Genomic DNA, 24,070 nt, shown 5'->3' on the forward strand with positions numbered 1-24,070 from the left:
GGTGACCGTCCGCTACTCCGCCCACAGGCTCCGGATGTGTCCGATGTGCCGGGTCATGACCGCGCGGACCGCCTCCTCGTCGCGGGCGAGAAGTGCGTCGAGGATCTCGAGATGTTCCTCGGCGGAGGCCTGAAGCTTCTCCTCCTCGACGAGCGAGGTGAGGCCGTACAGGCGGGAGCGTCGGCGCAGATCTCCGACGACCTGGACGAGGTGGGCGTTGCCCGCGAGGGCGAGCAGTTCGAGGTGGAAGCGCAGGTCCGCCTCGACGTACGTGATGAGGTCACCGGCGGCAGCGGCGGCGACGATCTCCTGGGCCACGGGACGCAGGGCTTCCAGGGCGGCGGGGGCCGCGTTCGTGGCCAGCTCCACCGTGGTGGGGATCTCTATCAGCGCACGGATGTGGGTGTACTCGTCCAGCTGCTGGTCGGACACCACGGTGACCCGGAACCCCTTGTTGGGCACCGTGTCGACCAGGCCCTCCTTGGCGAGGTCGAGCATGGCCTCGCGCACGGGCGTCGCGGAGACGCCGAAGCGGGCGGCGAGACCGGGCGCGGAGTAGACCTCGCCGGGCCGCAGCTCGCCGGCGATCAGCGCGGCACGCAGCGCGTCGACGACACGTTCGCGGTAGCTGCTCCGCGTGCCCCCGAGGGTGGGCAGAGCGGGACCGGCGGTTCGGGCGCTGGTGCGCTGGGCGGCCATCGGGTTTCCTTCCATGCCAAGTAGCGAGCCACCAGTATCCAGGCAGCGGATGCGTGGCAGCGCGAGGTGAGGGGCGGTACGGGAGTGCCGGGCAGGGGTAGTGCGGAGCAGGGGTAGTGCGGAGCAGGGGTGGCGCGGATTCGGAGGGTCAGTGTTCTGCAGCCGCTTCCTGCTCCCCGGCCCGTGCGAGCACACCCAGTGGTACCGGGCAGGCGAACGGCCGCTTCGCGGGCCGCTGTTCGCCGCCGGCGAGGGCCGCCACCGCCGGGCCGCACATTTTGCCCTGGCACCAGCCCATGCCGGCCCTGGTCAGCAGTTTCACGGTGCGTACATCGCCCGCGCCGAGCTCGTCCAGTGCCTCGCGGATCGCGGCCGCCGGCACTTCCTCGCAGCGGCAGACGACCGTGTCGTCGGTGATCTGCTCGGTCCAGTGCGCGGGCGGGGCGTACACGGAGTCGATCGCGGCGAAGAAGCGGCGCAGCCGGTCGCGGGTGCGGGCGGCTGCCGCCCAGCCGGCCGGGTCCGGTTCCGTCCCCCGTAGCCGGGCGGCCGCCGAACGTCCTGCGATGTGTCCCTCGGCGAGGGAGAGCGTCGAGCCTCCGATGCCGGTGCTCTCGCCCGCGGCCCAGACGCCGGGCACGTCGGTGCGCTGTCCCTCGTCGACCGAGACGCCTCCTTCGTCGACGCGGCAGCCGAGCGTCTCGGCGAGATCCGTGTGCGGGAGCAGGCCGTGGCCGACGGCGAGGGTGTCGCAGGGGATGCGCCGCTCGGTGCCCGGCCTGGCCCGGCCGTCGGCGTCGAGCGCGGCGACGGTGACGGCCTCCAACCGGTCCGTCCCGTGCGCCGCGATGACGGTGTGGTGCGCGCGGACCGGGATCCGGTGGGTCAGCAGCGCCGCCGCGTACTGTGCCGCCTCGGCCAGCTTGTCCGGGTGGGCGGCGAGCCGCGGCGCGCGCGAGGTGAATGCCTTCGGATCGGCGGACTCGACGAGTGCGGCGACCCTGGCGCCCGCTGCGGCGAGGCCGACGGCGACGGGCAGCAGCAGCGGCCCGGTCCCGGCCACTACCGCCGTCCGCCCCGGTAGCACGAGGCCGCTCTTGAGCATGGCCTGGGCGCCGCCCGCGGTGAGCACGCCAGGCAAGGTCCAGCCGGGGAACGGCAGCACCTTCTCGTAACCGCCGGTGGCGAGGAGTACGGCGTCGGCGCGCACGGTGGCCGGCTCCCGCTGCTCGGGGCCGGTCAGCGCGTGGACGGTGAAGATCTTCGACTGCCGTTCCACGAACCATACTTGGTGGCTCGTCAGGTGCGTGACGCGGCCGGTCGCGACGTGGTCGGCCAGTCCGTCACGCAGCCGCTCCCAGGTCCGCCACTGGTGATGCAGTGCCTGCGGGCGTCGCGCGCCGAGCTCCTGGGCGGGCTGCCGGTAGAACTGTCCGCCCGCCTGTGCGGCGGAGTCGATCACGGTGACGCGGACGCCCCGGGCGGCGGCGGCCAGTGCGGCGGCGAGGCCGGCGGGGCCCGCTCCGACGATCGCGAGATGCGGGTCGGCGGGCGGGTCAACCGGGCGCGGGTCAGCGCTCATCGTGGCCGGTCCCTTCCTGGGTACGGATCACCTGGCCGGGCTCGGCGGGGCGCAGACAGGCCCGCTGGTTGGGGTGCCCGTCGACGGTGACCAGGCAGTCGAAGCAGACGCCGATGCCGCAGAAGATTCCACGCGGCCTGCCCTCGCCCCGCGTCGACCGCCAGGACGTGACGCCCGCCGACCAGAGCGCCGCGCCGACGCTCTGGCCGGGCAGGGCCTCGATCTCCCGGCCGTCGAAGGTGACGGTGAAGGCAGGGCCCGGACGGGCCTCGGTCAGGTCCAGCGGCGTACGGGCTCTCACGGCTCTCACTCTGTCTCCTCCTCGGGAAAGCGGTCGGACTCGGGAAAGCGGTCGGGGCGGAACGGCGTCAGGTCCAGGTCCGGCGCCTTGTCGGTGAGCACCTGGGCGATCAACTGCCCGGTGCCCGGGGCGAGTCCGATGCCCGCACCCTCGTGCCCGCACGCGTGGAACAGTCCGGGGACGCGCGGATCGGTCCCGATCGCGGGCAGATGGTCCGGCATGTACGGACGGAAGCCCAAGTAGGAGCGCATCGCACGAACTTGCTCCAGGAAGGGGAAAAGCCGGGTCGCGTCCGCCGCGAGGGAGCGTACGACGGGGAGCGAGAAGGACCGGTCGAAGCCGACGCGTTCGCGGCTGGCGCCGATCAGGATCGGTCCCGCCGCCGTGCCCTCGACCACCGGCGAGGTCTGCAGGGCCGCGGAGTCGCTGGCCACGTCGGCCACGTAGTCGGCGGCGTACACCTTGTGGTGGACCATGCGCGGCAGCGGCTCGGTGACCAGGACGAAGCCGCGCCGCGGCAGGACGGGCAGGCGGACCCCCGCGAGCGCGGCCACTTCGCCGCCCCAGGTGCCGGCGGCGTTGACCAGCGCCGGGGCATGGATGTCCCCCCGGTCGGTACGGACGCCGCGGACGGAGCCGTCGGCGGCGCGCAGTACGCCGGTGACGGTCCAGCCGGTGTGCAGTCGGGCGCCGGCCGCCCGTGCCGCGCGCACCACGTGGGCGGCGGCCATGGACGGCATCACCTGCGCGTCCTGCGGGTAGTGGACCGCGCCGGGGAGTCCTGGCGCCAAGTGCGGTTCGAGAGACCGGAGTTCACCGGGATCGACGGGTAACGCCTCGACACCGGCGGCGCGCTGCTCGACCGCGAGTTCCTCCAGGGCGGCGAGCCCTTCGGGCGCGGCGGCCACGACGACGCCGCCCTTGCGCTCGTACTCGACGGCGTCGCCCATCCCCGGCTCGGCGGCCAGCTCGGCCCACAACCGGACGGAGTGCAGGGCCAGTTCGAGCTCGGGCCCCGGTTCCTTGTCGGAGACCAGCAGGTTCCCCTCGCCGGCGCCGGTCGTGCCGCCGGCCACCGGGCCGCGGTCCACCAGGGCGACTCTCAGGCCGGCGCGGGCCGCGTACAAGGCGCATGCAGCGCCCGTCATCCCGGCCCCGACGACCACAACATCGCAGGTCAGTCGCTTAGTCACGGCAGTACTATGTCACACACCCCTGCCTCGTCAAAAGGATTCACAGAGTCGGACGGGCACCCACCGGCCGTGCGTGCCACCGGGGTTCGCCGCCACGTAAATTCCACGGAACATCCATTGCCGTTCAACTCCCCCCGGCTCTAAGGTCGGCGCAGCACGCCAGTGCTATTGCACAGTGCAATGCCACATACCACTGGGGATCTCATGGCATCAGGGCAGGTCAGGACCGTGTCAGATGAGCCGACGGGAGCCGTACGGACGGATATGGGTGCTGTCTCGCCGCTTTCCTCCACTCGCATCACGGGCGGTCTGCTCCGGGAGTGGCAGGACCGGAACCGGCACGCGACGATCCCGCACACCGTCGGGCAACTGCGCGCCGCCGGTAACATCGACAACCTGAGCCGACTCCTCAGCGCCGAACCTCCCGCCTACCGCGGCCGTTACCCGTTCCTCGACACCGATCTGTACAAGACGCTCGAAGGTCTGGCGTACGAGATCGGCGAGGGCGAAGCGGAGGCCGGCGTAAGGGAGTTCTTCGACGAGGTCGTCGGGCTCCTCGAACGGGTGCAGGGCGAGGACGGCTACCTCAACTCCTTCTTCCAGGACCCGGAGGCGGCCAAGAAGCCCTGGCAGGACCTGGCTTGGGGGCACGAGCTCTACAACCTCGGCCATCTGATCCAGGCCGCCGTCGCGGCCCACCGCAGGATGGGCGACGCCCGACTCCTCGCCGTGGCCAGGAAGTTCGCCGACCTGGCTGTCCGGCGCTTCGGAGAAGAGGGCGAAGGCGGCAAGGAGGGTGTCTGCGGGCATCCCGAGGTGGAGATGGCCCTGGTCGAGCTGTACCGGGAGACCGGCGAGCGTGCCTATCTGACCCAGGCCCGCCTGTTCGTGGACCGCCGCGGGCACGGACACCTGCGGCACAGCGTCTTCCCGCCCGACTACTTCCAGGACCATCTGCCCTTCCGTGACCTCCCGACGGTCACCGGGCACGCGGTGCGCATGGGGTACCTGGCCGCCGGTGCGACCGACGTTTTTTTGGAGACGCAGGACCGAACCCTGTTCGAAACCCTGGACAAGCTCTGGGACGACATGGTCGCCACCAAGCTGTACCTCACGGGCGGGCTCGGCAGCCGGCACTCCGACGAGGCCATCGGTGACCGGTACGAGCTGCCGTCCGAGCGCGCGTACACCGAGACCTGCGCCGCCATCGCTGTCATGCAGTGGGCCTGGCGCATGTTCGTGGCCACGGGCAGCGCGAAGTACCTCGACGTCTTCGAGCGCGTGCTCTTCAACGCCTACGCCGTGGGGCTCTCGGCCGACGGGCAGGCCTTCTTCTACGACAACCCGCTCCAGCGGCGCCCCGACCACGAGCAGCGCAGCGGCGCCGAGACCGGCGGCGAGGCGCTGCGCCGCTCCTGGTTCGGCTGCCCCTGCTGCCCGCCCAACATCGTCCGGTGGATGGCACAGCTCGGCGACTACGTGGCCGCCGAGCGCCCGGACGAACTGGTCATCGCCCTGTTCACCGAGGGCCGCATCGAGACGGACGCCGTCGCGGTGAGCGTCGGGACGGCGTATCCGTGGGACGGCGACGTGCACCTCACCGTCGAACGCGCGCCCGGCCGCCGGTATGCGATCCGCCTGCACATACCCGCGTGGGCCCGGGACGTCACGCTGGACGGCGCGACCGTCACGGCCGAGGACGGCTGGCTGACCGTCGAGCGGGAGTGGTCGGCGGGAGACACACTGCGCCTGCACCTGCCGATGCCGGTACGCGGCCACGCGTCGCACCCTTACCTGGACGCGACCCGGGGCGCCGTCGCCGTCGCCCGCGGGCCGCTCGTCTACTGCGTCGAGCAGCAGGACTCCCCCGCCCCGGTCGACGATCTCGTCCTCCCGGTCGACCGTCTGGCCGGCGCCGAACTCGCGGCGTTGCCCGACGGCCTGCCCGGACAGGTTGCCGTGCGTCTGACGGCAGATGTCGCGCCGGTGCCGCCGGCCGAGCTCTATCCGGAGATCACCGGCGAACCCGTCACCGCCGAACCGGCCGGGACCGCTCAGGTGACCTTCGTCCCCTACTTCCTGTGGGGCAACCGCAGGCCCGAGGCCATGCGCGTCTGGGTTCGGGCCCAGTGAGCACCTTCCCCGACGTCATCGAAACGTACCGATCCAAGGAGCGCACCATGAGGAGAACCACGGCTGCCCTCGGCGCCGCGCTTGCCTGCACGCTGCTCGCATCCTGTTCCGGGGAGGGCGGCCAGTCGGCCGCCGACGCCGGCGGTGGCGCATCGAAGGGCCCGGCCACGGGCGGCACCGTCCATGTCCTGGCCAACGCCGACTTCTCCCACCTGGACCCGAGCGCCGGGTGGGACGGCGGCGTCAACAACTTCTACCGGCTCATCTACCGCGGCCTGACCACGTTCGGCGCCGGTACCGGCGCCAAGGGCGTGAAGGTCCACCCGGACCTGGCGACCGACCTCGGTACCCCGTCCGATAACGCGAAGACCTGGAAGTTCACCCTCAAGGACGGTCTGAAGTTCGAGGACGGCACGCCGATCGACAGCGAGGCCGTGAAGTTCGGCATCGAGCGCGCCTGGGACCCCGACGGCGTGGGCTCGCCCTACCCGAAGGAACTCATCAAGGCGCCGGCCGGCTACAAGGGCCCGTACAAGTCCGGTGACCTCGACTCGATCGAGACGCCCGACGCCAGGACCGTCGTCTTCCATCTGAAGAAGTCCTTCCCCGACTTCCCCAGCGCGCTGACCATGCCCAACTTCACGCCGTTCCCGAAGGGCACGGGCGCGAAGCACGCGTTCGACAGCAAGCCGATCTCCTCCGGCCCGTACAAGGTGGCGAGCTACGAGCACGGCGCGTCGCTCAAGCTGGTCCGCAACCCGAAGTGGAAGCGGTCGACCGACAAGATCCGCGCGGCCAAGCCGGACGCCTTCGAGTGGACCTTCGGCCTTGACGCCGCGACCATGGACGAGCGCATGCTCGCCGGGCAGGGCAAGGACGTCGACGCCATCACCCCCAGCATCCAGGCCTCGACGCTGTCGCGGATCAAGACGCCGGAGCTGAAGTCGCGCACACTCTCCGGGTACGGCGGCTGCACCACGTACATGGGGATGAACACGACCAAGAAGTACCTCAAGGACGTGCGGGTTCGTCAGGCCATCGAGTACGCGATCGACAAGAAGACGGTCGTCGCCGCGCTCGGCGGCAAGCAGCTTGCCACCGCGGGGACCGCGATCCAGCCGCCGACCATGCTCGGCCGCAGCGAGTACGACCCCTACCCGCGCAACGTGGCGAAGGCGAAGAAGCTGCTCGCCGAGGCGGGGGTGCCGAAGGAGTTCAGCCTCACCCTGGACAACCGCCCGGACGCCAAGTCGACGGCGGAGGCGGTCGCGATCCAGGAGGCCCTCAAGCCGCTGGGCATCAAGATAGAGATCAACAACATTGACACCTCGACGTACTACGAGGTGATCGGCACCACGGCCAAGCAGCACGACCTCGCCATCACCGGCTGGTGCCCCGACTGGGCGTCGGGCGCGACCTTCCTGCCGCCGCTGTTCGACGGCCGCCGGATCACCCCCACCGCGAACGCCAACCTGGCGCAGATCGACAACAAGGCGATCAACAAGCGCATCGACGAGATCGCGGCCATGCAGGACGTGGACGCCGCCGACCAGGCGTACGGCGAGCTGGACAAGCAGATCATGGCCCAGGCGCCGATCGTCCCCCTCGCCTACGAGAAGGTCACCATGGTCCCCGGCTCCAACATCGCGGGCGCCTACCAGAGCGCGGCGTTCAGCGGCGGCATCGACCTCGTCTCGGTCGGCCTCAAGGACGCGGGGAAGTAGGCCGCAGATGACGACTGCCATCGTTCCCGACGCGCAGGCCGGTCCATCGTCGACCGCGCCCGGCGCGCCCCCGACGGCGAGCCGGCGGATCATGGGGGTCCTGCTCCACGACCGCGGCGCCGTGCTCAGCGCCGGGTTCATCGCCCTGATGGTGCTGATGGCGGTCTGCGCGCCGCTCATCAGCGCTGTCACGGGCCACGGCCCGACGTCGTTCGACACCGCGGCCATCGACGTCGACTCCGGCGGCCTGCCCAAGGGGTCGTTCGGCGGTGTCAGCGCCGACCACGTCTTCGGCGTCGAGCCGCAGAACGGCCGCGACCTCCTGGCGCGGATCGCGTACGGCGCGCGCGTCTCGTTCGGCATCGCCATCTCGGCGACCGTGCTCACCACATTGCTCGGCGTGGTGTTCGGCATGGTCGCCGGCTTCTACGGCGGCTGGGTCGACCAGGTGATCTCCCGGGTCATGGACTTCCTCATGGCCTTCCCGGCCCTGATCTTCATGATCGCGATCCTGTCGTCACTGCCCACGGGCAACAAGTCGGTGCTGCTGGTCGCCGTGATCAGCTTCTTCGGCTGGCCCTATCTCGCCCGGGTGGTGCGTGGCCAGACGCTGACCCTGCTGGGCCGCGACTTCGTCGAGGCCGCCCGCGCCTCGGGCGCCTCGAAGCGCGCCCTGGTGTTCAAGGAGATCCTGCCCAACCTGCGCAGCTCGCTGATCGTGATGACCACCCTCGCCGTGCCCGGCTATATCGGCACCGAGGCCGGGCTGTCCTTCCTTGGCGTGGGCGTCAGCCCGCCGACCCCCTCCTGGGGCCAGATGATCTCCAGCTCGGTGCACTGGTACGCCGTGGACCCCCTGTACTTCGTGATCCCCGGCCTGTTCCTCTTCCTGACCGTGCTGTCCCTCACCGTGCTCGGCGACCGAGTCCGGGCCGCCACCGATGCGGGGGAGGCCGCCTGATGGCCCGCTATCTAGCCGGCCGGCTCGCCGGCCTCGTACTGATCCTCTTTCTGATCTGCCTGTTCACCTATCTGATCTTCTTCGAGCTGTCGCCGGATCCCGCGCTGATGATCTGCGGGAAGACCTGCACGCCGGACCGGGTCTCGCAGATCCGGGAGGCCCTCGGCATCAACGAGCCGTTTCTCACCCAGTTCTGGCACTTCGTGACCGGCATCGTCGCCGGGCGGGACTACGGGTCCGGGAAGGACCTCGTGCACTGCGCGGCGCCTTGCCTCGGGTACTCGTTCCAGACCAGCCAGCCGGTCACGGGGATGATCATCGAGCGGCTGCCGGCCACCGCCACCCTCGCGGTCGGCGCGGCCGCACTCTGGCTGCTCGTCGGCATCGCCGCGGGCCTGCTCAGCGCGGTCAAGGAGGGCACCTGGTGGGACAAGGTCGCCATGAACCTCACCCTGGGCGGCGCGAGCGTCCCCAACTTCGTGCTCGCGCTGGCGCTCCAGTACCTGCTGGTGGTCAAGTTGAAGCTGCTGCCGTTCCCGTCGGCCGTGGCGTTCTCGGACAATCCGGGGCTGTGGTTCGACTCGTACCTCATGCCGTGGATCGTGCTCGCCACCGGCGCCGCCTGTCTGTACGCCCGGCTGACGCGGGCGAACGTCATCGACACGCTGGCCGAGAACTTCATGCGGACCGCCCGGTCCAAGGGCCTCTCGCCCCTGCTGACGATGCGCCGGCACGCGCTACGCCCCGCGCTCACCCCGGTCGTCACGATCTTCGGGATGGACTTCGCGAGCCTGCTCGGCGGCGCGCTCATCACCGAGTCCGTCTACGGCCTCAACGGTGTCGGCAAGCTGGCCGCCGACTCGATCGAGAAGAACGACCAGCCGGTGATCATGGCGGTCACGCTGCTCGCGGCCTTCCTCGTGGTCATGGGCAACGTCGTGGTCGACCTCCTCTACACCGCCCTCGACCCGCGAGTGAGGATCCGATGAGCGAGCTGCTTGCGGTGGAGAACCTCACCGTGACCCTGCCGACCACGCGCGGCCCCGTGGACGTCGTCAAGGACGTGTCGTTCACGGTCGGGCACAACGAGACCGTCGGCATCGTCGGCGAGTCCGGCTCGGGCAAGTCGATGACCAGCCTGGCCATCATGGGCCTGCTGCCGCGCGGGGCCGTGACGAAGGGCAGCGTCACGCTGGACGGCGTCGAGCTCCTCGGCCGTACGGACCGGGAGATGCGCAAGATCCGGGGCGAGCAGGTGTCCATGATCTTCCAGGACCCGCTGTCCTCGCTGAACCCGTACTACACCGTCGGCCTGCAGATCGAGGAGATGTACCGGGCTCACCGGGACGCCTCGCGAGCGGAGGCCAGACAGGTCGCCATCGAGGCCCTGGAGCGGGTCGGCATCCCGGAGCCCGGCAGCCGGGTGGGCCACTACCCGCACCAGTTCTCCGGCGGGCAGCGGCAGCGCATCATGATCGCGATGGCGCTGGTCTGCTCGCCCACGCTGCTCATCGCCGACGAGCCGACCACGGCCCTGGACGTCACCGTCCAGGCCCAGATCCTGCGCCTGCTCGCCGGCCTGCAGGACACGACCCGTACCGGGATGGTCTTCATCACCCACGACCTCGCCGTGATCAGCTCGATCGCGGACCGGGTGCTGGTGATGTGCCAGGGCGAGCAGGTCGAGTACGGGAGTGCCGAGCGGATCTTCTCGGCACCCGAGCACGCGTACACGCGCAAGCTGCTCGACAGCATCCCGCGGATCGACGACGCCCTGCCCGAGGAAAACCATCCCGCCGACGAGGTGATCGCATGAGTGAGGTACTGCTCAGCGCCCGCGACCTGATCAAGCGGTTCACGACCCGCGGTCTCTACGGCCGCAAGAGCGAGTTCACGGCCGTGGACGGCGTCAGCTTCGACGTGCGGCTCGGCGAGACCCTCGCGCTGGTCGGCGAGTCCGGCAGCGGCAAGTCCACCAGCGCGCGGATGGCCGCCAAGCTGATGGAACCGAGCGCGGGCACCCTGGAGTTCGAAGGCGAGGACATCACCCACGCCACGAGTGCGCAGCTCGCCCGCTACCGCGCCGATGTGCAGGTCGTCTTCCAGGACCCGTTCTCGTCGCTCAACCCGCGGCACACCGTCGAGCGCATCCTCATGGCGCCGCTCGACTACCAGGGCATCGCGCCCAAGGGCGGCCGGCGGGCCCACACCCGGGAGCTCATGGAGCGGGTCGGCCTCAACCCCGACCACGCGCTGCGCTATCCGGCGCAGTTCTCCGGCGGACAGGCGCAGCGCATCGGCATCGCCCGCGCGCTCGCGGTCAACCCGAAGCTGGTGATCTGCGACGAGGCCGTCTCCGCGCTGGACGTGTCGGTGCAGGCGCAGATCCTGGAGCTGCTGATGCGGCTGCAGCGGGAGAGCGGATTCTCGTACATGTTCATCGCCCACGACCTCGCCGTGGTCCGGCGGATCGCGCAGCGGGTGGCGGTGATGAGCACGGGGAAGATCGTCGAACAGGGGCCGTGCGACCGGGTCTTCGACGACCCGCAGGACCCGTACACGCAGACGCTGCTGGCGGCGATACCCCGGATCAATCCGGAGTGGGAGCGCAAGCGGAAGGCGGCCACCGCATGACCGTCGAATACACGATCCCCGGCATGCGGGTGCGCGAGCACCTGGTCGACGTGCCGCTCGACTGGTCGGACCCGTCCCGGGGCACGATCCAGCTCTTCGTCCGCGACCTCGCCGCCCCCACCGGGGCCGGCGAGGACCTGCCCTGCCTCGTCTATCTGCAGGGCGGCCCCGGCGGCAAGGGGCCGCGCCCTGTGGACCGCGGCGGCTGGCTAGGCAAGGCGCTGAAGACACACCGGGTGGTCCTGGTCGACCAGCGCGGCACGGGCCGCAGCAGCCGGGTCGACGGGCGCCGGTTGAGCGCGTTCGCGTCCGCCCGCGAGGGTGCGGACTTCCTGGCCTGCTTCCGGGCCGACGCGATCGTGGCGGACCACGAGCACGTACGGAAGACCCTGTACGGGGGCCGGCGTTGGGCGACGCTGGGCCAGTCGTACGGGGGCTTCCTGACCCTGACGTATCTGTCGCGGGTGCCCGAGGGGCTCAGCGCCTGCTACGTCACCGGCGGGCTGCCCGGCCTCGACCCGTCGGCCGCCGAGGTCTACCGGCGTACGTATCCGCGGGTGGCGGCGAAGAACGAGCTGTTCTACCGGCGTTACCCGCACCAGGTCGAGAACGTCGGCCGGATCGCCGACCGGCTGGCCGCGGGCGACGTGCGGCTGCCGGACGGGGATGTGCTGACCGTGCGGCGGCTGCAGTCGCTCGGCATCGACTTCGGCATGAAGCCGGGCCACGAGCGGATGCACTGGCTGCTCGACGAGGCGTTCAGCGGCGACGAGCTCTCGGCGGCGTTCCTGCACCAGGTGCTGGCCCGCACGTCGTACAGCGACAACCCGCTGTTCGCCGCGCTCCAGGAGAGCATCTACGGGCACGGCGCCGGGGCCACCGGATGGGCGGCGCAGGCCGAACTGGCCCGGCATCCGGGGTTCGCCGAGGATACCCGGCCGCTTCTGTTCACCGGCGAGATGATCTATCCCTGGATGTTCGCGGAGATCGCCGAACTGCGGCCGTTCCAAGAGGCGGTGGAACTGCTGGCCGAGCGCACGGAGTGGCCGCCGCTGTACGACCTAGACCGGCTGGCCGCCAACGAGGTCCCCCTCGCCGCCGCCGTCTACTACGACGACATGTACGTGGACGCCGGCCTGCAGCTGGACACGGCCGCCCGGGTCGGCAACGCGCAGACCTGGGTCACCAACGAGTACGAACACGACGGCATCCGCGACGGGCGGGTCTTCACCCGCCTCCACGAGCTGGTGCGCGACGCAGGAGGAGAGATCACCGATGCGTGAGGGCAGGCCCCCGAAGCTGGCCGAAATCCCGGCATTCAACACCTACACGGGCACGGGCTGGGGCACGCCCGACCGCACCGCACCCGTCGTCCCCGGCGCCCCGGAAGCGGCCGCCGAGCATCGGGCCCGGCTCGCCGAGGCCCTGCCCGGCAGAACCGTCGTGCTGGCCGCCGGCGAGGCGCCGGTGCGCAGCAACGACACAGCGTACGACTTCCGCCCGGACAGCGTCTTCTACTGGGTGACGGGCTGCGCCGTCGAGAACGCGGTCGTGGTGCTCCGGTCCGGCGACGCCACTCTCTACATACCGCCGCCCGCCTACCCCGGCGAGCAGGGCTTCTGGCGCGACGCCCGGTACGGCGAGCTGTGGGTGGGGGCCGCGCCCGGTTTCGACGACTGGTCGAAGGCGCTGGGCATCGACGTCCGTCCCCTGGCCGAGCTCACCGAGCAGGTGACCGTCGACGAGGAGGTCGGCCGCACGCTGGCCGAACTTCGCATGGTCAAGGACCCTTGGGAGATCGGGCAGTTGAGGCGGGCGGTGGACCGGACCGTCGAGGGCTTCGCCGCGGTCGTCCGGGAGATACCCGCCGCGATCGAGGGCCCCGGGGAGCGCTGGCTGCAGGGCACCTTCGACCGCTACGCCCGCGCGTACGGCAACGGCCCCGGCTACGCGTCGATCGTCGGCAGCGGCCGGCACGCCCCGACGCTGCACTGGGTGCGCTGCGACGGCCCGGTCCTGCCCGACGAACTGCTCCTGCTCGACATGGGCGTCGAGGTCCACAGCCACTACACCGCCGACGTCACCCGCACGTTCCCCGCCTCGGGACGGTTCTCCACCGCCCAGCGGCAGGTGCACGACCTGGTGGAGAAGGCGCACCGGGCCGGTCTCGCCGCGGTCGGCCCCGGCCGCCGGTTCTCCGGCTTCCACCACGCCTGCATGGAGGTGATCGCGCACGGCCTCGCCGACTGGGGACTGCTGCCGGTCTCCGTCGACGAGGCGCTGTCCGACACCGGCCAGCACCACCGCCGCTACCTGGTGTGCGGCATCGGCCATCACCTCGGCCTCGACGTCCACGACTGCGCGCGCGCCGCCGACGAGGCCTACCTGGGCGCCGACTTGGCCCCCGGGATGGTGCTCACGGTCGAGCCCGGCCTGTACTTCCACGCGCACGACCTCACCGTTCCGCCGGAGCTGCGCGGCATCGGCGTACGGATCGAGGACGACATCCTGGTCACCCCGCAAGGCTCCGAAGTGCTGTCCGCTGCACTGCCGTTGGACGCCTCGGGCCTGGAGAGATGGATGACGGCGGCCGAGTCGACGTCCTGAACCGGAACCCGCCCGCCGCCGCCCGCACCCGCCACGCCCCCGCACCTTCACGTTTCACAAGGAGACATCAGCATGTTCAGTCCCGCCACGCCCTGGCACGGCGTCCATGTCGCGACGGCGCTCCCCTTCCATGACGATCTCTCGGTCGACTACGACGCGTTCGCCGAGCACGTGCGGTTCCTCGCCGCGGGCGGCTGCGACGGGGTGGCACCCAACGGTTCACTCGGCGAGTACCAGACGCTGACCCCCGAAGAGCGGGCCCGCGTCGTGGAGACCGCGGTCGAGGCGGCGCCCGACGGGTTCGGCGTCATGCCGGGGGTCGCCGCATACGGCTCGATGGAGGCGTGCCGCTGGGCCGAACAGGCCGCCGAGGCCGGCGCCACGTCGCTCCTGCTGCTGCCGCCGAACACCTTCCGTGCCGAGCCGCAGGCGGTCGTCGCGCACTACCGCGAGGTCGCCAAGGTGGGCCTGCCGGTCGTCGCGTACAACAACCCGTTCGACACCAAGGTCGACCTGACGCCCGAGCTGCTCGCCGAGCTGTACCACGAGGGCACGATCGTCGGCGTCAAGGAGTTCAGCGGTGACGTCCGACGGGCTTACCAGATCAGCGAGTTGGCGGCGGGCCTCGATCTGCTGATCGGCGCCGACGACGTGCTCGTCGAGCTGGGTCTCGCGGGGGCCACCGGCTGGATCGCCGGGTATCCGAACATGGTTCCCGAGTCCACGGTCGAGCTCTACCGCCTGGCCACGTCCGGCGACCCCGCCGACCTGGCCAGGGCGCTGCCGATGTACCGGGATCTGCATCCGCTGCTGCGCTGGGACTCGAAGGTCGAGTTCGTCCAGTCGATCAAGCTGTCGATGGACATCGCGGGCCTCAAGGGCGGCCCGTGCCGTCCGCCGCGCCTTCCGCTCGCCCCTAAGCTGGTGGAACGCATCACCGCCGACACCGAGGCCGTCCTCTCCAAGGGGTACAAGTGAGGTCCCGTCGTACGTTCCATGCCGTCGACTCGCACACCGAGGGCATGCCCACGCGGGTGATCGTCGGCGGGGTAGGGACGATCCCCGGTGCGACCATGGCCGAGCGCCGGCTCCACTTCATGGAGCACAGCGACGACATACGCACCCTTCTGATGTACGAGCCGCGCGGCCACAGCGCGATGAGCGGCGCGATCCTGCAGCCGCCGACCCGGCCCGACGCCGACTACGGCGTGCTGTTCATCGAGGTGTCCGGGCTGCTGCCGATGTGCGGCCACGGCACGATCGGCGTCGCGACCGTCCTCGTCGAGACGGGGATGGTGCCCGTCGTCGAACCGGTCACGACGATCCGGCTCGACACCCCCGCCGGGCTCGTCGTCGCGTCGGTGGCGGTGGAGGACGGCGCGGCGACGGCGGTGACGATCGAGAACGTGCCGTCGTTCGCCCACGCCCTCGACCAGAAGGTGGAGGTGCCCGGCTACGGCGAGGTGGGTTACGACCTGGCCTTCGGCGGCAACTTCTACGCAATCGTCGAACTCGCCGACCTGGGGCTGCCGTTCGACCGCTCCCGGGCGCAGGACCTGCTCGCCGCGGGACTGTCAATCATGGACGCGGTGAACGAACGCGCCCGGCCGGTGCACCCGGAACGGGACGACATCAACGGCTGCCATCACGTCTATCTGAAGGCGCCCGGCTCGACCGCCGAACTGTCCCGGCACGCCATGGCCATCCATCCCGGCTGGTTCGACCGCTCCCCCTGCGGCACGGGGACCAGCGCGCGGATGGCGCAGCTGCACGCGCGCGGGGAGCTGGGCCTCGGCGACGAGTTCGTGAACGAGTCGTTCATCGGGACGCGGTTCACGGGCCGGTTGCTCGGCGAGACGACGGTCGGGACGCGCCCCGCGGTGCTGCCGTCCATCACGGGCCGAGCCTGGGTCACCGGGACCTCGCAGTTCCATCTCGACCCGACCGACCCGTTCCCCGCGGGTTTTCTGCTCTGACCCGTGCAGGCCACGTGCCCGGCGTCGGGCCGACGAACGGGAATCGGCGGGTGTCACCTGACGGTCTCCGTCGCTGAATTGAGCGGACGCTGATCTCTCGACCCTAGGCGGAATCGAACCGGCCGATCGTCAGAGGAACAACCGCGTATTCACAATTCAATGTCAAGAAATCGGCTGGGTAGGAGACATGGAATTGCGGGAACTCGCCGGACGCGTCTGCTCACGCGCGCCCGAGCCGGAAGCCGACCCCGCGCACCGTGCGGATCCAGGCGCTGTCGCCCAACTTGCCGCGCAGCGAGCTGACATGGGCGCCGACGGTGCGGCTGGCACGCGAGCCGACCTCCAGCGACCGCGGGTCACCCCATATCTCCGGTACACACCGAGGGCCTCGCCGCCCGTCGCGACACAGGTGATGTCGTGGCCGAGCCGTTCGAGGCGCGCGGCCGGCGAGCCGGAGCCGTCCGCCGGGGTCCCCACCATCAAGACGTGCACGACGCCTCCCTGCTCGACTCGCTCGGGTTGAGCCTGATTGATGATTCACCGGATTCCGGGACGCGGCAGGGTGCGACGGCTGTCTTTGAAGGAGCGTTCAGGCGTTCACAAACGCCGTGTACGCAGGGCGAGTTCAGGTCGTGGGACCGTAGGCCGCCAGGAAGGTGCGCACTGCGGAGCTGCCCACGGCCCGCAGTTCGGCCTCGGTCACCCGTTGGGTGCCCAGGCGCGACCGCGCTTCCATGGGGCCGGTCAGGAGCGCGAGCAGCTGCTCCGCCGCCTCGGCGGGGTCGCACGGGCGCAGGTGCCCGGCGAGGGACAGGCGGGCGAGCCTGTCGGCGAGGGACTGCTTGAGGCGGCCGGCGCCTCGCCCCCAGACGACCTCCAGCAGATCGGGGAACTGTGCGATCTCCGCGTACAGCAGGCGCCGCAGCGAGCATGAGCGTTCGTCGCAGCACTGCAGGAGCAGGCGGTGGGCGACGTCCTCCAGCATCTCGCGCAACTGGTCGGGCCCGAACGGGACGTCGCTCCCGTCCATGGCCGTCCCGTTTGCGGTCAACTGCTCGACCACGGCGAGGTTTTCGGCCATGACGGTGTCCGCGGCGGTCTCCAGGGCACTGCGGAAGACGTTCTCCTTGTCGCCGAGGTGGTTGTAGACGGTGTGCTTCGCGACGCCCGCCACCTCGGCGATCTCCTCCATGCACGCACGCGCGTAGCCCCGGTGGGCGAACACCGTGAACGCGGCACCGAGGATCGCCTCCCGCTTGTCGATACGACCGCGGGACGCCGCCCTCCCGGACGGTTTCGCCGTCTTGACCGCTTCGCTCGCCTTGGTCACTGCCTTCGTTCCGCTCACCTGGCCATCGTACTGGGCCGGTCCGAAACCTGCACCAGTGAGTGCAATTCATGAGTCGATTCATTGCAATCGAACCGGAGAGGGCCCTAAAGTGCACCCGCCAGTGCAGTTCGGCCGCCGGCTCGTCCGAGCCGACATGACGGCCACCGCTCACCGCTCGACCCTTCGGAGAGATTTCATGGCGCAATCACCCGACGGACGCCTCGATCCCGCGCTGCGGCGACTGATCGGCGTCATCCTGCTGGGCGGGATCATGGGGATCCTCGACGGCTCGATGATCGCGGTCGCCGCCGACACCCTGGCCCGGGACCTGGGCACATCGCTGGCCACGATCAGCTGGGTCTCCACCAGCTACTTACTGGCCCTCACCGCCTCCATCCCCGTCACCACCTGGGCCGTCGACCGGTTCGGCGGCCGGCGCCTGTGGCTGCTGGGCCTCGTCGTCTTCCTCGCCGGGTCGATCGGTTCGGGCCTCGCCTGGGACGCGCCGAGCCTCATCGTCTTCCGCGTCGTCCAGGGTCTGGGAGCGGGACTGCTCGACCCGCTGATGCTCACGCTGCTCGCCCGCGCGTCGGGCCCGGAGCGGGCCGGACGCGTCATGGGCCTCATGGGCGTGGTCGGATCCAGCGGTCCCGTGCTCGGCCCCGTGGTCGGCGGCATCATCCTGCAGGGCCTGGCCTGGCGCTGGATGTTCCTGGTCAACATCCCGATCGGGATCGTCGCCCTCGTGCTCGCCCTGCGGGTCGTGCCGAAGGACGCGCCGGACACCACGGACGGGGCCGCACGGCTCGATGTCACCGGGCTCGCCCTCATCGGCCCCGGCATCGCCGCCGGTGTCCTCGCCCTCTCGCAGACCGCCGAGCGCGCGGCGTTCGCCGTGTGGCAGGTCCTCGTCCCGCTCGCCGCGGCTGCCCTGCTCCTCGCCGGGTACGCGGTGCACGCGCTCGGCAATCGGCGCACGGCCCCCCTCATCGACCTGCGCCTGTTCACCCGGCGCAGCTTCTCGGCGAGCGTCACGGTCGGCTCGCTCGTCGGGCTCGCCACCTTCGCCAGCCTCTTCGCACTGCCGCTGTACTACCAACAGGCCCGCGGTCACGGCACGTTCGCGGCGGCCCTGCTGCTCGCCCCGCTCGGAGTCGGCTCGGCCATCTCCATGCCGCTCACGGGCCGGCTGTCCGACCGTCTCGGCTCGCGCTCGCTGGTCCTGGCGGGCGCCGGCGTGTCCGGGCTGAGCGCCTTCGCCTTCACCCGGGCCGGTGCGCACACGCCCGAGGCGCTGACGGCCCTCGCGGCGTTCACGCTGGGTCTCGGGCTCGGCTCGGTCGGCGCCCCGACGATCGCCTCCCTCTACCGAACGCTCCCAAGTGCCCTGGTGCCGCAAGGCAGTTCGGTCCTCTACATGCTCAACCAGCTCGGCGCCTCGATCGGCATCGCGACCGTCGCGCTCGTCGTGCAGACCGGCGGTGACGGCGACGCCGTCCGCGGATTCCACGCGGCGGCCTGGACCGTGACCATCGCGCTCGTCCTGACCCTGGCCGCCTCCACGCAACTGCCCGGCCGCCCGGCGCCGGTTCCCGCGAAGCAGGCGTCCCGCCCCGACGACGTACAGGACGCGGACGAAGCCAGGCCCACCGTGGCGACGCAAGGAGAGAAGCAGTGAGCACCCTGGTCATCGCAGGCGGCACGGACGGCATCGGAAAAGCCCTGGCCGAACGCTACTTGGAGCAGGGCAACACAGTCTTCGTCATCGGCCGCGACCCGGCCAAGGGCGAGGAGTACCTGGAGTGGGCCCGCAGGCGCGGTGCCGGCGGCCGGGCGCGCTTCGTCACGGCCGACCTGAGCCTGCTGGCACAGACCTCCGCGGCGATCGACGAGATCACGCGCCAGGCACCCTCGGTCGACGCGCTGGTGCTCTGCGCGCGCCACTACCGGTCGAGCCGCACCCTGACGCCGGAAGGGTACGAGGAGAACTTCGCCCTCTTCTACCTGAGCCGGTACCTCCTCGGGCACGGACTCGTGGAAGCGCTGCGCAAGGCCGACCGGCCCGTCGTCGTGAACGTCGCGGGCCCGGGCGCCGACCTGGGCGTGGTGCGCTGGGACGACCTGCAACTGCGGCACGGCTACCACGGGGGCGTCGCGCTCGGCCAGGGCGGAAAACTCAACGACCTGCTGGGGGTGGCGTTCGCGGACCGGTACGGCGCCACCACCGGCATCCGGTACGTACTCATCCACCCCGGCGTCACGGCAACCGGCTTCTCCGGCGAATACGACGCCACGACGCTGGAGCACATCAAGTCGATGCAGCGCCACGCGAAACCCGTCTCGGCAGCGCTGCCACCGATCGTCGCCGCCCTCGACGACCCACCCGCCGAACCTCTGAGCGCCTTCGTGGAGGGCCACCGGATCGGGGTCGGCTCGCGCGGCTTCGACGGCACGGCGGCCGCCCGCCTGGAGACGCTCACCGAGCAGTATCTGAAGTGCCCACGCAGGAACACTTCGCCGTCGTCGAGACGCCGTTGCCCGAGCCAGGGACAGGCCAAGTCCTCGTCAGGAACCGGTACTTCCTGGTCTTCCCCGGCCTGCGTACCTTGATCGGCGGGGAGGTCGACGGCGTCCCGCTGCCGCCGCTTCGCAGAGGTGACGCGCTGTTCGGCCCCGCCGTCGGAGAGGTCGTTGCCGCGTCGGCCGACAGCCCGCTGCGCACGGGCGATGCCGTCGCACACATGCTCGGCTGGCGGGAATTCGCCCTGGTGTCCGCCGCCGAGTGCACGCCTTTGGACGATGCGTTGCCCGACCCGGTGGCGCACCTCGCCCAGGGATCGGCCGCCTACGGTGCCCTGACCCGCCTCGCCGATGTCCGTGTGGGTGACGTCGTCCTCGTCACCGGAGCGGCGGGAGCGGTGGGCTCCCTGACGGGGCAGATCGCCCGACTGCTGGGCGCCAGGAGAGTGATCGGCAGCACCGGATCGCCGGAGAAGGCCGGGCGGCTGGTGTCCGAGCTGGGCTACGACGCGGTCGTGCTTCGAGGGGCCGGGCCCTTCGCTGCGCAGGTCGCCGAGGCTGCGCCCGAGGGCATCGATGTCCTGGTGGACACCGTCGCCGGTGAGCAACTGACCGCGGCGCTCGCCGCGGCCCGGCAGGGCGCGCGCTTAGCCCTGGTCGGAGCTTTGTCGGGGCAACTGTCGGCGCAGCGGGCCGGCGGCAGCGCGCCGGTGGAGATCGATGCCTACCGTCTCGTGGTCAAGGGCGTCTCGCTGCGTGGATACAGCGGCGCGGACCACCCCGACGTGGAGAAGGAGTGGACCAGCCGCTTCGGCGACTGGCTGCGCTCCGGCGAGATCAGTTTCCCCCACACACGGATCGCGGGCATCGATCGCGCACCGCAGGCGTTGCAGGGATTGATCGAGGGTCGGCACTTCGGGGCTGTCGTCGTGGAGCTGTAGCTCGGTGGCGCAGTAGCGGCTCGGAGGCCGTGGGCGAGCGGAGACGGGAGTGGAAGAGGATGCGGATCGGCGAAGCGGCAGCAGCGGCTGGCACCACGCCTGCCCAGGGCGCTGCGGTTCTACGAGCAGCGCGGGTTGCTGCCCCCGCCCGTCCGCACGGCCTCAGGCCAGCGGGAATACGGCCCCGGCGAGGTCGCACGAGTCCGCGTGATCCGGGACCTGCTGACCCTTGGACTCACCGTCGAGGATCTGCGCAGCGGCGCCGACCGCCTCCATCTGCTCGCCGAGGACCCGCCGCCACGTTGCGGCTCTGTCGAACCCGGCGCTGCCACTTCCGGGATCGTCGGCCGGAGGCTCGCCGCCCTCGATGTCGAGATCGACCGGCTGGCCAGACTCCGCGAGAGCCTCGCGCGGCGGGCCTCCGGAGACGGCTGACGTCGGCCATTCCCTCGCGTCGCCCGAGCATGGCCCTTGGCGGGGCGCCACAGCTGCTTGGTGACAACAAGCCTGCCCCTGTGACAAGTACCGTGCTTCGGCTCAGCCGAACCCGCACGGACCATGTCGGGCTGACAAGTTCATTGGAGGAAGTCCAGCTGCCGCGGGGCGGCCTGCGAAGCAACGCTGATACGCAGGCTCACCAAGACCGGTAGAAGCGGCGCATCACTCCGGGGCCGGGTGCGCGCAGTTCTTCCGGCCGCGGGTCGTACAGCGCGCGGCCGCCGGGCCACCGCCCGAGCTCGGTGGACAGGGCGACCCCGCCGTCGATCTCCTCCGGCCGCCAATCGGTGACGTCCAGGAGCAGCCCGTCCAACGGCCCGCCGATGAGTGTGGCGTAGGTCCGGTGCGGGAGCGGGCCCGGGTTGGGGTCGTCGTGAACGCGGGCTTGCCCAAGGTCTCCTTGGGCTAGCCCCCTGCCCTGTAGTGCACAAGGTGTCAGGCCTCGTGCGGCGGTATGCGTACGGTCGTGCCGAACGCCCCGTCGTGGTGTACGAGGGCTGGTCCCCGACCGTGACCGCCACCGGCCTCGACCTCCCCCACGACAAGCAGGTGGTCGCCGATCCGCTGACGCAGTGTGACCCGTGCAGTGAGCCAGGCGGGTACGCCTCCCAGGAGCGGCAGACCGTCCTGCGACTGCCACGGGACGCCCTCGAAGCGGTCGATGCCGCTGCGGGCGAACTGTGTGCCGAGTTCCGCGTTCGCGGTGCCCAGGATATGGACAGCGAACCGTTCGGCGTCGCGTACCGCCGGGCAGGCGGATGCATGGACGCCGATACAGAAGGAGACCAGGGCCGGTTCGAGGGAGACCGACGTGAAGGAGGTCGCGGTGAATCCGGCCGGTCCCGGCACTGTGATCACGGTGACTCCCGCGGCGTGGCGTCGCAGCGTGTGGCGCAGGATGTCGGCGCCGGCCGGGGTGGGGGCGGAGGTAGTCGCGGTGGCTGTGGTGACGGTCATGCCGCTTCCCTTCGTGTACTGCGGATAAAAGGTCAGGCGCCCGCGGCGGAGTTCCCGTCCGCCTCGGCGACGGTGAGGATCGGGCGCAGGTCCCGTCGGTCCGCGCGCAGCCGTTCCAGCCACAGCACGACAGTGGCGGCGGTGGTGCGGTGCGAGGCGTCGTTGAGTACGTCGTGCACGCCGTCGTGCACAACACCCAGGGTGGTGCGGGGCAACCGGCGTGCCAGGCCGCGTGCCTGCTCCACAGCGGTCACCGGGTCGGCGGCGCCGTGCAGGATCAGGGCGGGGACCTCGGGATGGGCGTCTGCACGCAGATGATGCGGTACGGGGTCGGTGAGCCGGCCCCGGGAGAAGGACGCGTCGTCGGTGAGCCGCTTGCGGTGGGCGGGGCAGGCCGTACGGGCGGCGAGCTCGTCGTCCCACGCCGACTCCGCGTCGTTCACTTCCACCGCGCGATCCGGATCGGTTGTCGGTGCGGCGCCTGCCACCACGACGCCGGCGACAGGCAGCGACGGATCGCTCAGAGCCGCGGCGTGCAGGGCTTGGAGGGCGCCGGTGTCACTGCCCACCAGGACCAGCGGCGCCACCGGCTCGGGGCCCGCGACCGCGGCTGCCTGGTCACGTACTGCGCCGGCGGGGTTCTCGGGGTGCGTACCGAGAACATGTACGAGGTATCCGTCCGCGGCGAGGCGTCGGCCGAACCGCTCGTACACCAGGGGGTGTTCGCCTCGTCCGGGGAGCACCAGGAGGGTGCCTCGTGTCGCGATGGTGACGGGCGGCTCCCATGTGGCGTGCGGGGTGCGGGTCGTGGTGGTGGGGGCGGTGAACAGGTCGGTCATCGGACGCTTCCGGCGGGGGTGAGGTCGGACGTGGGTGCGGTGGCCTTGCGGTGCGCGAGTTCCTGGCGGACGAGTGGGAGGAGGTGACGGCCGTAGTCGATGGCATCGTCGAGCGGGTCGTAGCCGCGGATCAGGAGGGTCGTGGCGCCGATGTCGACGTAGTCGAGGAGTGCTTGTGCGACCGTCTCGGGGGTGCCGACGAGGGCGGTGGTGTTGCCGCCCGCTCCGGTGGCCGTGGCAGTGGGGGTCCACAGGGCACGGTCGTGGAGGTCGGCCTTGGCGGCCGCGGCGAGCAGCCGCTGTGAACCGGCGTTCTGAGGGCTTGTGTTGCCGTTGTGGTGGCGTGCCTGCTCGAAGAAGGGGCGTCCCGCGCCGGATGTGATGGTGTCGAGGATGCGGTGGGCGCGTTCCCAGGCCAGTGCTTCCGTCGGCGCGAGGATCGGACGGAACGAGACGCTGATTCCGGGCGGTTCGCTGCGTCCGGCCGCGGTCGCCGCGGCGCGTACGGAGGCGATCTGCTCGGCGGTCTCGGCCAGCGGCTCGCCCCACAGCGCGAAGGTGTCCGCGTGCTTGCCCCCGACGCGGTAGGCGGCCTCGGAAGACCCGCCGAAGTAGATCGGGATGCCTGCTTCGCGGAAGGGCAGGACCTCGGATCCGTAGTCCTCGAAGCGGTAGTGACGGCCTTCATGGCTGAAGGGTTCTGAGGAGGCCCAGGCGCGGCGCAGGATGCCCAGGTACTCGTCGGTGCGGTCGTAACGCTCGTCCTTGTCGAGGTAGTCGCCGTCCCTGCGCTGTTCGGTGTCGTTGCCGCCGGTGATGGTGTGCACCGCGATCCGGCCGCGGGTGAACTGGTCGAGGGTGGCGAAGCTGCGGGCGGCCAGGGTGGGGGCGATGAAGCCGGGGCGGTGGGCAATGAGCAGGCCGAGGCGTTCGGTGCGGGCGGCGACATGAGCGGCGACCTGGGCGCCGTCGGGGCGGGTTGAGCTGTAACCGATGAGGATGCGGTCGAAGCCGGCGTCCTCGTGGGCCCGGGCGAAACGGGTGGTGTAATCGGCGTCGATCAGGGGGCCGGTGGGGGGCCGTGTCTCCGAGGAGTCGCTGGTGCCGATCATGCCGATGAATTCCACGGCTGTCGGGGTCGACGGGCTGACGGGCGTGGTGTTCGGGGTGGTCAT

The 24,070-nt window shown here is 70.9% G+C and carries 24 protein-coding genes and 1 pseudogene; 15 read left to right on the plus strand and 10 right to left on the minus strand.

Features of this window, described 5'->3' with window-relative positions; translation table 11 throughout:
• Window positions 1–12: 12 nt before the first annotated feature.
• From ACWIGU_RS07630 to ACWIGU_RS07645, 4 genes are all read right to left on the minus strand, one after another.
• Window positions 13–699, minus strand: a complete 687-nt coding sequence (locus tag ACWIGU_RS07630; protein WP_454398431.1) for a GntR family transcriptional regulator — start codon at window positions 697–699, stop codon at window positions 13–15.
• Window positions 700–847: 148 nt separating this feature from the next.
• On the minus strand, window positions 848–2,281 hold the full coding sequence (locus tag ACWIGU_RS07635; RefSeq protein ID WP_454398433.1) for an FAD/NAD(P)-dependent oxidoreductase: 1,434 nt from the start codon (window positions 2,279–2,281) through the stop codon (window positions 848–850).
• Window positions 2,271–2,591 (minus strand): (2Fe-2S)-binding protein, encoded by a 321-nt coding sequence (locus tag ACWIGU_RS07640; RefSeq protein ID WP_326777374.1) that lies wholly within the window; start codon window positions 2,589–2,591, stop codon window positions 2,271–2,273. The genes ACWIGU_RS07635 and ACWIGU_RS07640 overlap by 11 nt, the downstream gene beginning before the upstream one ends.
• Window positions 2,588–3,775 (minus strand): NAD(P)/FAD-dependent oxidoreductase, encoded by a 1,188-nt coding sequence (locus ACWIGU_RS07645; protein WP_454398435.1) that lies wholly within the window; start codon window positions 3,773–3,775, stop codon window positions 2,588–2,590. The genes ACWIGU_RS07640 and ACWIGU_RS07645 overlap by 4 nt, the downstream gene beginning before the upstream one ends.
• Window positions 3,776–4,039: 264 nt before the next feature.
• On the opposite strand from ACWIGU_RS07645, the gene ACWIGU_RS07650 reads away from it, so the two are divergent.
• The 10 genes from ACWIGU_RS07650 (at window position 4,040) to ACWIGU_RS07695 (ending at window position 15,810) form a co-directional block, all read left to right on the plus strand.
• Window positions 4,040–5,908: a glycoside hydrolase family 127 protein gene (locus ACWIGU_RS07650; RefSeq protein ID WP_454398437.1), complete on the plus strand. Its 1,869-nt coding sequence runs from the start codon at window positions 4,040–4,042 to the stop codon at window positions 5,906–5,908.
• Between the two features lie 47 nt (window positions 5,909–5,955).
• The gene (locus ACWIGU_RS07655; protein ID WP_454398439.1) at window positions 5,956–7,632 is read left to right on the plus strand and encodes an ABC transporter substrate-binding protein; all 1,677 of its coding nucleotides are present in this window, start codon (window positions 5,956–5,958) and stop codon (window positions 7,630–7,632) included.
• A 7-nt stretch (window positions 7,633–7,639) separates the two neighbouring features.
• Window positions 7,640–8,593, plus strand: coding sequence for an ABC transporter permease (locus tag ACWIGU_RS07660; protein ID WP_454398441.1), 954 nt, complete (start codon window positions 7,640–7,642; stop codon window positions 8,591–8,593).
• On the plus strand, window positions 8,593–9,582 hold the full coding sequence (locus ACWIGU_RS07665; RefSeq protein ID WP_454398443.1) for an ABC transporter permease: 990 nt from the start codon (window positions 8,593–8,595) through the stop codon (window positions 9,580–9,582). Before ACWIGU_RS07660 ends, ACWIGU_RS07665 begins: the two co-directional genes overlap by 1 nt.
• Entirely contained in the window at window positions 9,579–10,409 is an 831-nt protein-coding gene (locus tag ACWIGU_RS07670) for an ABC transporter ATP-binding protein (RefSeq protein ID WP_454398445.1), read from the plus strand. Before ACWIGU_RS07665 ends, ACWIGU_RS07670 begins: the two co-directional genes overlap by 4 nt.
• Window positions 10,406–11,227 (plus strand): ABC transporter ATP-binding protein, encoded by an 822-nt coding sequence (locus tag ACWIGU_RS07675; RefSeq protein ID WP_454398447.1) that lies wholly within the window; start codon window positions 10,406–10,408, stop codon window positions 11,225–11,227. The genes ACWIGU_RS07670 and ACWIGU_RS07675 overlap by 4 nt, the downstream gene beginning before the upstream one ends.
• Complete coding sequence (locus ACWIGU_RS07680) at window positions 11,224–12,510, plus strand: alpha/beta fold hydrolase (protein ID WP_454398449.1); 1,287 nt, start codon at window positions 11,224–11,226, stop codon at window positions 12,508–12,510. Before ACWIGU_RS07675 ends, ACWIGU_RS07680 begins: the two co-directional genes overlap by 4 nt.
• On the plus strand, window positions 12,503–13,834 hold the full coding sequence (locus tag ACWIGU_RS07685; RefSeq protein ID WP_454398451.1) for an aminopeptidase P family protein: 1,332 nt from the start codon (window positions 12,503–12,505) through the stop codon (window positions 13,832–13,834). The genes ACWIGU_RS07680 and ACWIGU_RS07685 overlap by 8 nt, the downstream gene beginning before the upstream one ends.
• Window positions 13,835–13,906: 72 nt before the next feature.
• A complete protein-coding gene (locus ACWIGU_RS07690; RefSeq protein WP_454398453.1) occupies window positions 13,907–14,812 on the plus strand; it encodes a dihydrodipicolinate synthase family protein in 906 nt (301 codons plus the stop codon).
• A complete protein-coding gene (locus tag ACWIGU_RS07695) occupies window positions 14,809–15,810 on the plus strand; it encodes a proline racemase family protein (RefSeq protein WP_454398455.1) in 1,002 nt (333 codons plus the stop codon). The genes ACWIGU_RS07690 and ACWIGU_RS07695 overlap by 4 nt, the downstream gene beginning before the upstream one ends.
• Window positions 15,811–16,030: 220 nt before the next feature.
• Here the strand turns inward: ACWIGU_RS07695 and ACWIGU_RS07700 are convergent, their stop codons facing one another.
• Both ACWIGU_RS07700 and ACWIGU_RS07705 read right to left on the minus strand, forming a co-directional pair.
• Entirely contained in the window at window positions 16,031–16,351 is a 321-nt protein-coding gene (locus tag ACWIGU_RS07700) for a winged helix-turn-helix domain-containing protein (protein ID WP_454398457.1), read from the minus strand.
• 84 nt (window positions 16,352–16,435) lie between these two features.
• Window positions 16,436–17,140 (minus strand): TetR/AcrR family transcriptional regulator, encoded by a 705-nt coding sequence (locus ACWIGU_RS07705; protein ID WP_454398636.1) that lies wholly within the window; start codon window positions 17,138–17,140, stop codon window positions 16,436–16,438.
• A gap of 196 nt (window positions 17,141–17,336) precedes the next feature.
• Here ACWIGU_RS07705 and ACWIGU_RS07710 point away from each other — a divergent pair, with 196 nt between their 5' ends.
• The 5 genes and pseudogenes from ACWIGU_RS07710 to ACWIGU_RS07730 all read left to right on the plus strand — a co-directional run bounded on the left by ACWIGU_RS07710 (window position 17,337) and on the right by ACWIGU_RS07730 (window position 21,036).
• Complete coding sequence (locus ACWIGU_RS07710) at window positions 17,337–18,818, plus strand: DHA2 family efflux MFS transporter permease subunit (protein WP_454398459.1); 1,482 nt, start codon at window positions 17,337–17,339, stop codon at window positions 18,816–18,818.
• Window positions 18,815–19,750 (plus strand): SDR family NAD(P)-dependent oxidoreductase, encoded by a 936-nt coding sequence (locus ACWIGU_RS07715; RefSeq protein ID WP_454398461.1) that lies wholly within the window; start codon window positions 18,815–18,817, stop codon window positions 19,748–19,750. The genes ACWIGU_RS07710 and ACWIGU_RS07715 overlap by 4 nt, the downstream gene beginning before the upstream one ends.
• Entirely contained in the window at window positions 19,636–20,601 is a 966-nt protein-coding gene (locus ACWIGU_RS07720; protein WP_454398463.1) for an MDR family NADP-dependent oxidoreductase, read from the plus strand. Before ACWIGU_RS07715 ends, ACWIGU_RS07720 begins: the two co-directional genes overlap by 115 nt.
• Before the next feature lie 135 nt (window positions 20,602–20,736).
• Window positions 20,737–20,796 (plus strand): annotated as a pseudogene (locus tag ACWIGU_RS07725) (MerR family transcriptional regulator); the annotation flags it as partial.
• A gap of 12 nt (window positions 20,797–20,808) precedes the next feature.
• A complete protein-coding gene (locus ACWIGU_RS07730) occupies window positions 20,809–21,036 on the plus strand; it encodes a hypothetical protein (protein WP_454398650.1) in 228 nt (75 codons plus the stop codon).
• Between the two features lie 199 nt (window positions 21,037–21,235).
• Here ACWIGU_RS07730 and ACWIGU_RS07735 read toward each other — a convergent pair whose 3' ends face one another.
• The 4 genes from ACWIGU_RS07735 to ACWIGU_RS07750 are packed head-to-tail and all read right to left on the minus strand — an operon-like array spanning window position 21,236 to window position 24,070.
• Entirely contained in the window at window positions 21,236–21,538 is a 303-nt protein-coding gene (locus ACWIGU_RS07735; protein ID WP_454398637.1) for a hypothetical protein, read from the minus strand.
• Window positions 21,535–22,056 carry a flavin reductase family protein gene (locus ACWIGU_RS07740; RefSeq protein ID WP_454398464.1) on the minus strand — a complete coding sequence of 174 codons (522 nt, stop codon included), beginning with the start codon at window positions 22,054–22,056 and terminating at the stop codon, window positions 21,535–21,537. The genes ACWIGU_RS07735 and ACWIGU_RS07740 overlap by 4 nt, the downstream gene beginning before the upstream one ends.
• Window positions 22,057–22,088: 32 nt before the next feature.
• Window positions 22,089–22,895, minus strand: coding sequence for an alpha/beta hydrolase (locus tag ACWIGU_RS07745; protein ID WP_454398466.1), 807 nt, complete (start codon window positions 22,893–22,895; stop codon window positions 22,089–22,091).
• A complete protein-coding gene (locus tag ACWIGU_RS07750; RefSeq protein WP_454398468.1) occupies window positions 22,892–24,070 on the minus strand; it encodes an LLM class flavin-dependent oxidoreductase in 1,179 nt (392 codons plus the stop codon). The genes ACWIGU_RS07745 and ACWIGU_RS07750 overlap by 4 nt, the downstream gene beginning before the upstream one ends.

The organism is Streptomyces sp. NPDC055400 (assembly GCF_053644375.1).

What these genes read in the sequence shown, in the direction of transcription:
- ACWIGU_RS07680 (WP_454398449.1), top strand. Translation starts at nt 11,224, where the DNA reads ATGACCGTCGAATACACGATCCCCGGCATGCGGGTGCGCGAGCACCTG.
- ACWIGU_RS07690 (WP_454398453.1), top strand. Translation starts at nt 13,907, where the DNA reads ATGTTCAGTCCCGCCACGCCCTGGCACGGCGTCCATGTCGCGACGGCG.
- ACWIGU_RS07745 (WP_454398466.1), bottom strand. Translation starts at nt 22,895, where the DNA reads ATGACCGACCTGTTCACCGCCCCCACCACCACGACCCGCACCCCGCAC.
- ACWIGU_RS07750 (WP_454398468.1), bottom strand. Translation starts at nt 24,070, where the DNA reads ATGACCACCCCGAACACCACGCCCGTCAGCCCGTCGACCCCGACAGCC.
- ACWIGU_RS07675 (WP_454398447.1), top strand. Translation starts at nt 10,406, where the DNA reads ATGAGTGAGGTACTGCTCAGCGCCCGCGACCTGATCAAGCGGTTCACG.
- ACWIGU_RS07740 (WP_454398464.1), bottom strand. Translation starts at nt 22,056, where the DNA reads ATGACCGTCACCACAGCCACCGCGACTACCTCCGCCCCCACCCCGGCC.
- ACWIGU_RS07670 (WP_454398445.1), top strand. Translation starts at nt 9,579, where the DNA reads ATGAGCGAGCTGCTTGCGGTGGAGAACCTCACCGTGACCCTGCCGACC.
- ACWIGU_RS07660 (WP_454398441.1), top strand. Translation starts at nt 7,640, where the DNA reads ATGACGACTGCCATCGTTCCCGACGCGCAGGCCGGTCCATCGTCGACC.
- ACWIGU_RS07635 (WP_454398433.1), bottom strand. Translation starts at nt 2,281, where the DNA reads ATGAGCGCTGACCCGCGCCCGGTTGACCCGCCCGCCGACCCGCATCTC.
- ACWIGU_RS07710 (WP_454398459.1), top strand. Translation starts at nt 17,337, where the DNA reads ATGGCGCAATCACCCGACGGACGCCTCGATCCCGCGCTGCGGCGACTG.
- ACWIGU_RS07630 (WP_454398431.1), bottom strand. Translation starts at nt 699, where the DNA reads ATGGCCGCCCAGCGCACCAGCGCCCGAACCGCCGGTCCCGCTCTGCCC.
- ACWIGU_RS07650 (WP_454398437.1), top strand. Translation starts at nt 4,040, where the DNA reads ATGGGTGCTGTCTCGCCGCTTTCCTCCACTCGCATCACGGGCGGTCTG.
- ACWIGU_RS07655 (WP_454398439.1), top strand. Translation starts at nt 5,956, where the DNA reads ATGAGGAGAACCACGGCTGCCCTCGGCGCCGCGCTTGCCTGCACGCTG.
- ACWIGU_RS07685 (WP_454398451.1), top strand. Translation starts at nt 12,503, where the DNA reads ATGCGTGAGGGCAGGCCCCCGAAGCTGGCCGAAATCCCGGCATTCAAC.
- ACWIGU_RS07665 (WP_454398443.1), top strand. Translation starts at nt 8,593, where the DNA reads ATGGCCCGCTATCTAGCCGGCCGGCTCGCCGGCCTCGTACTGATCCTC.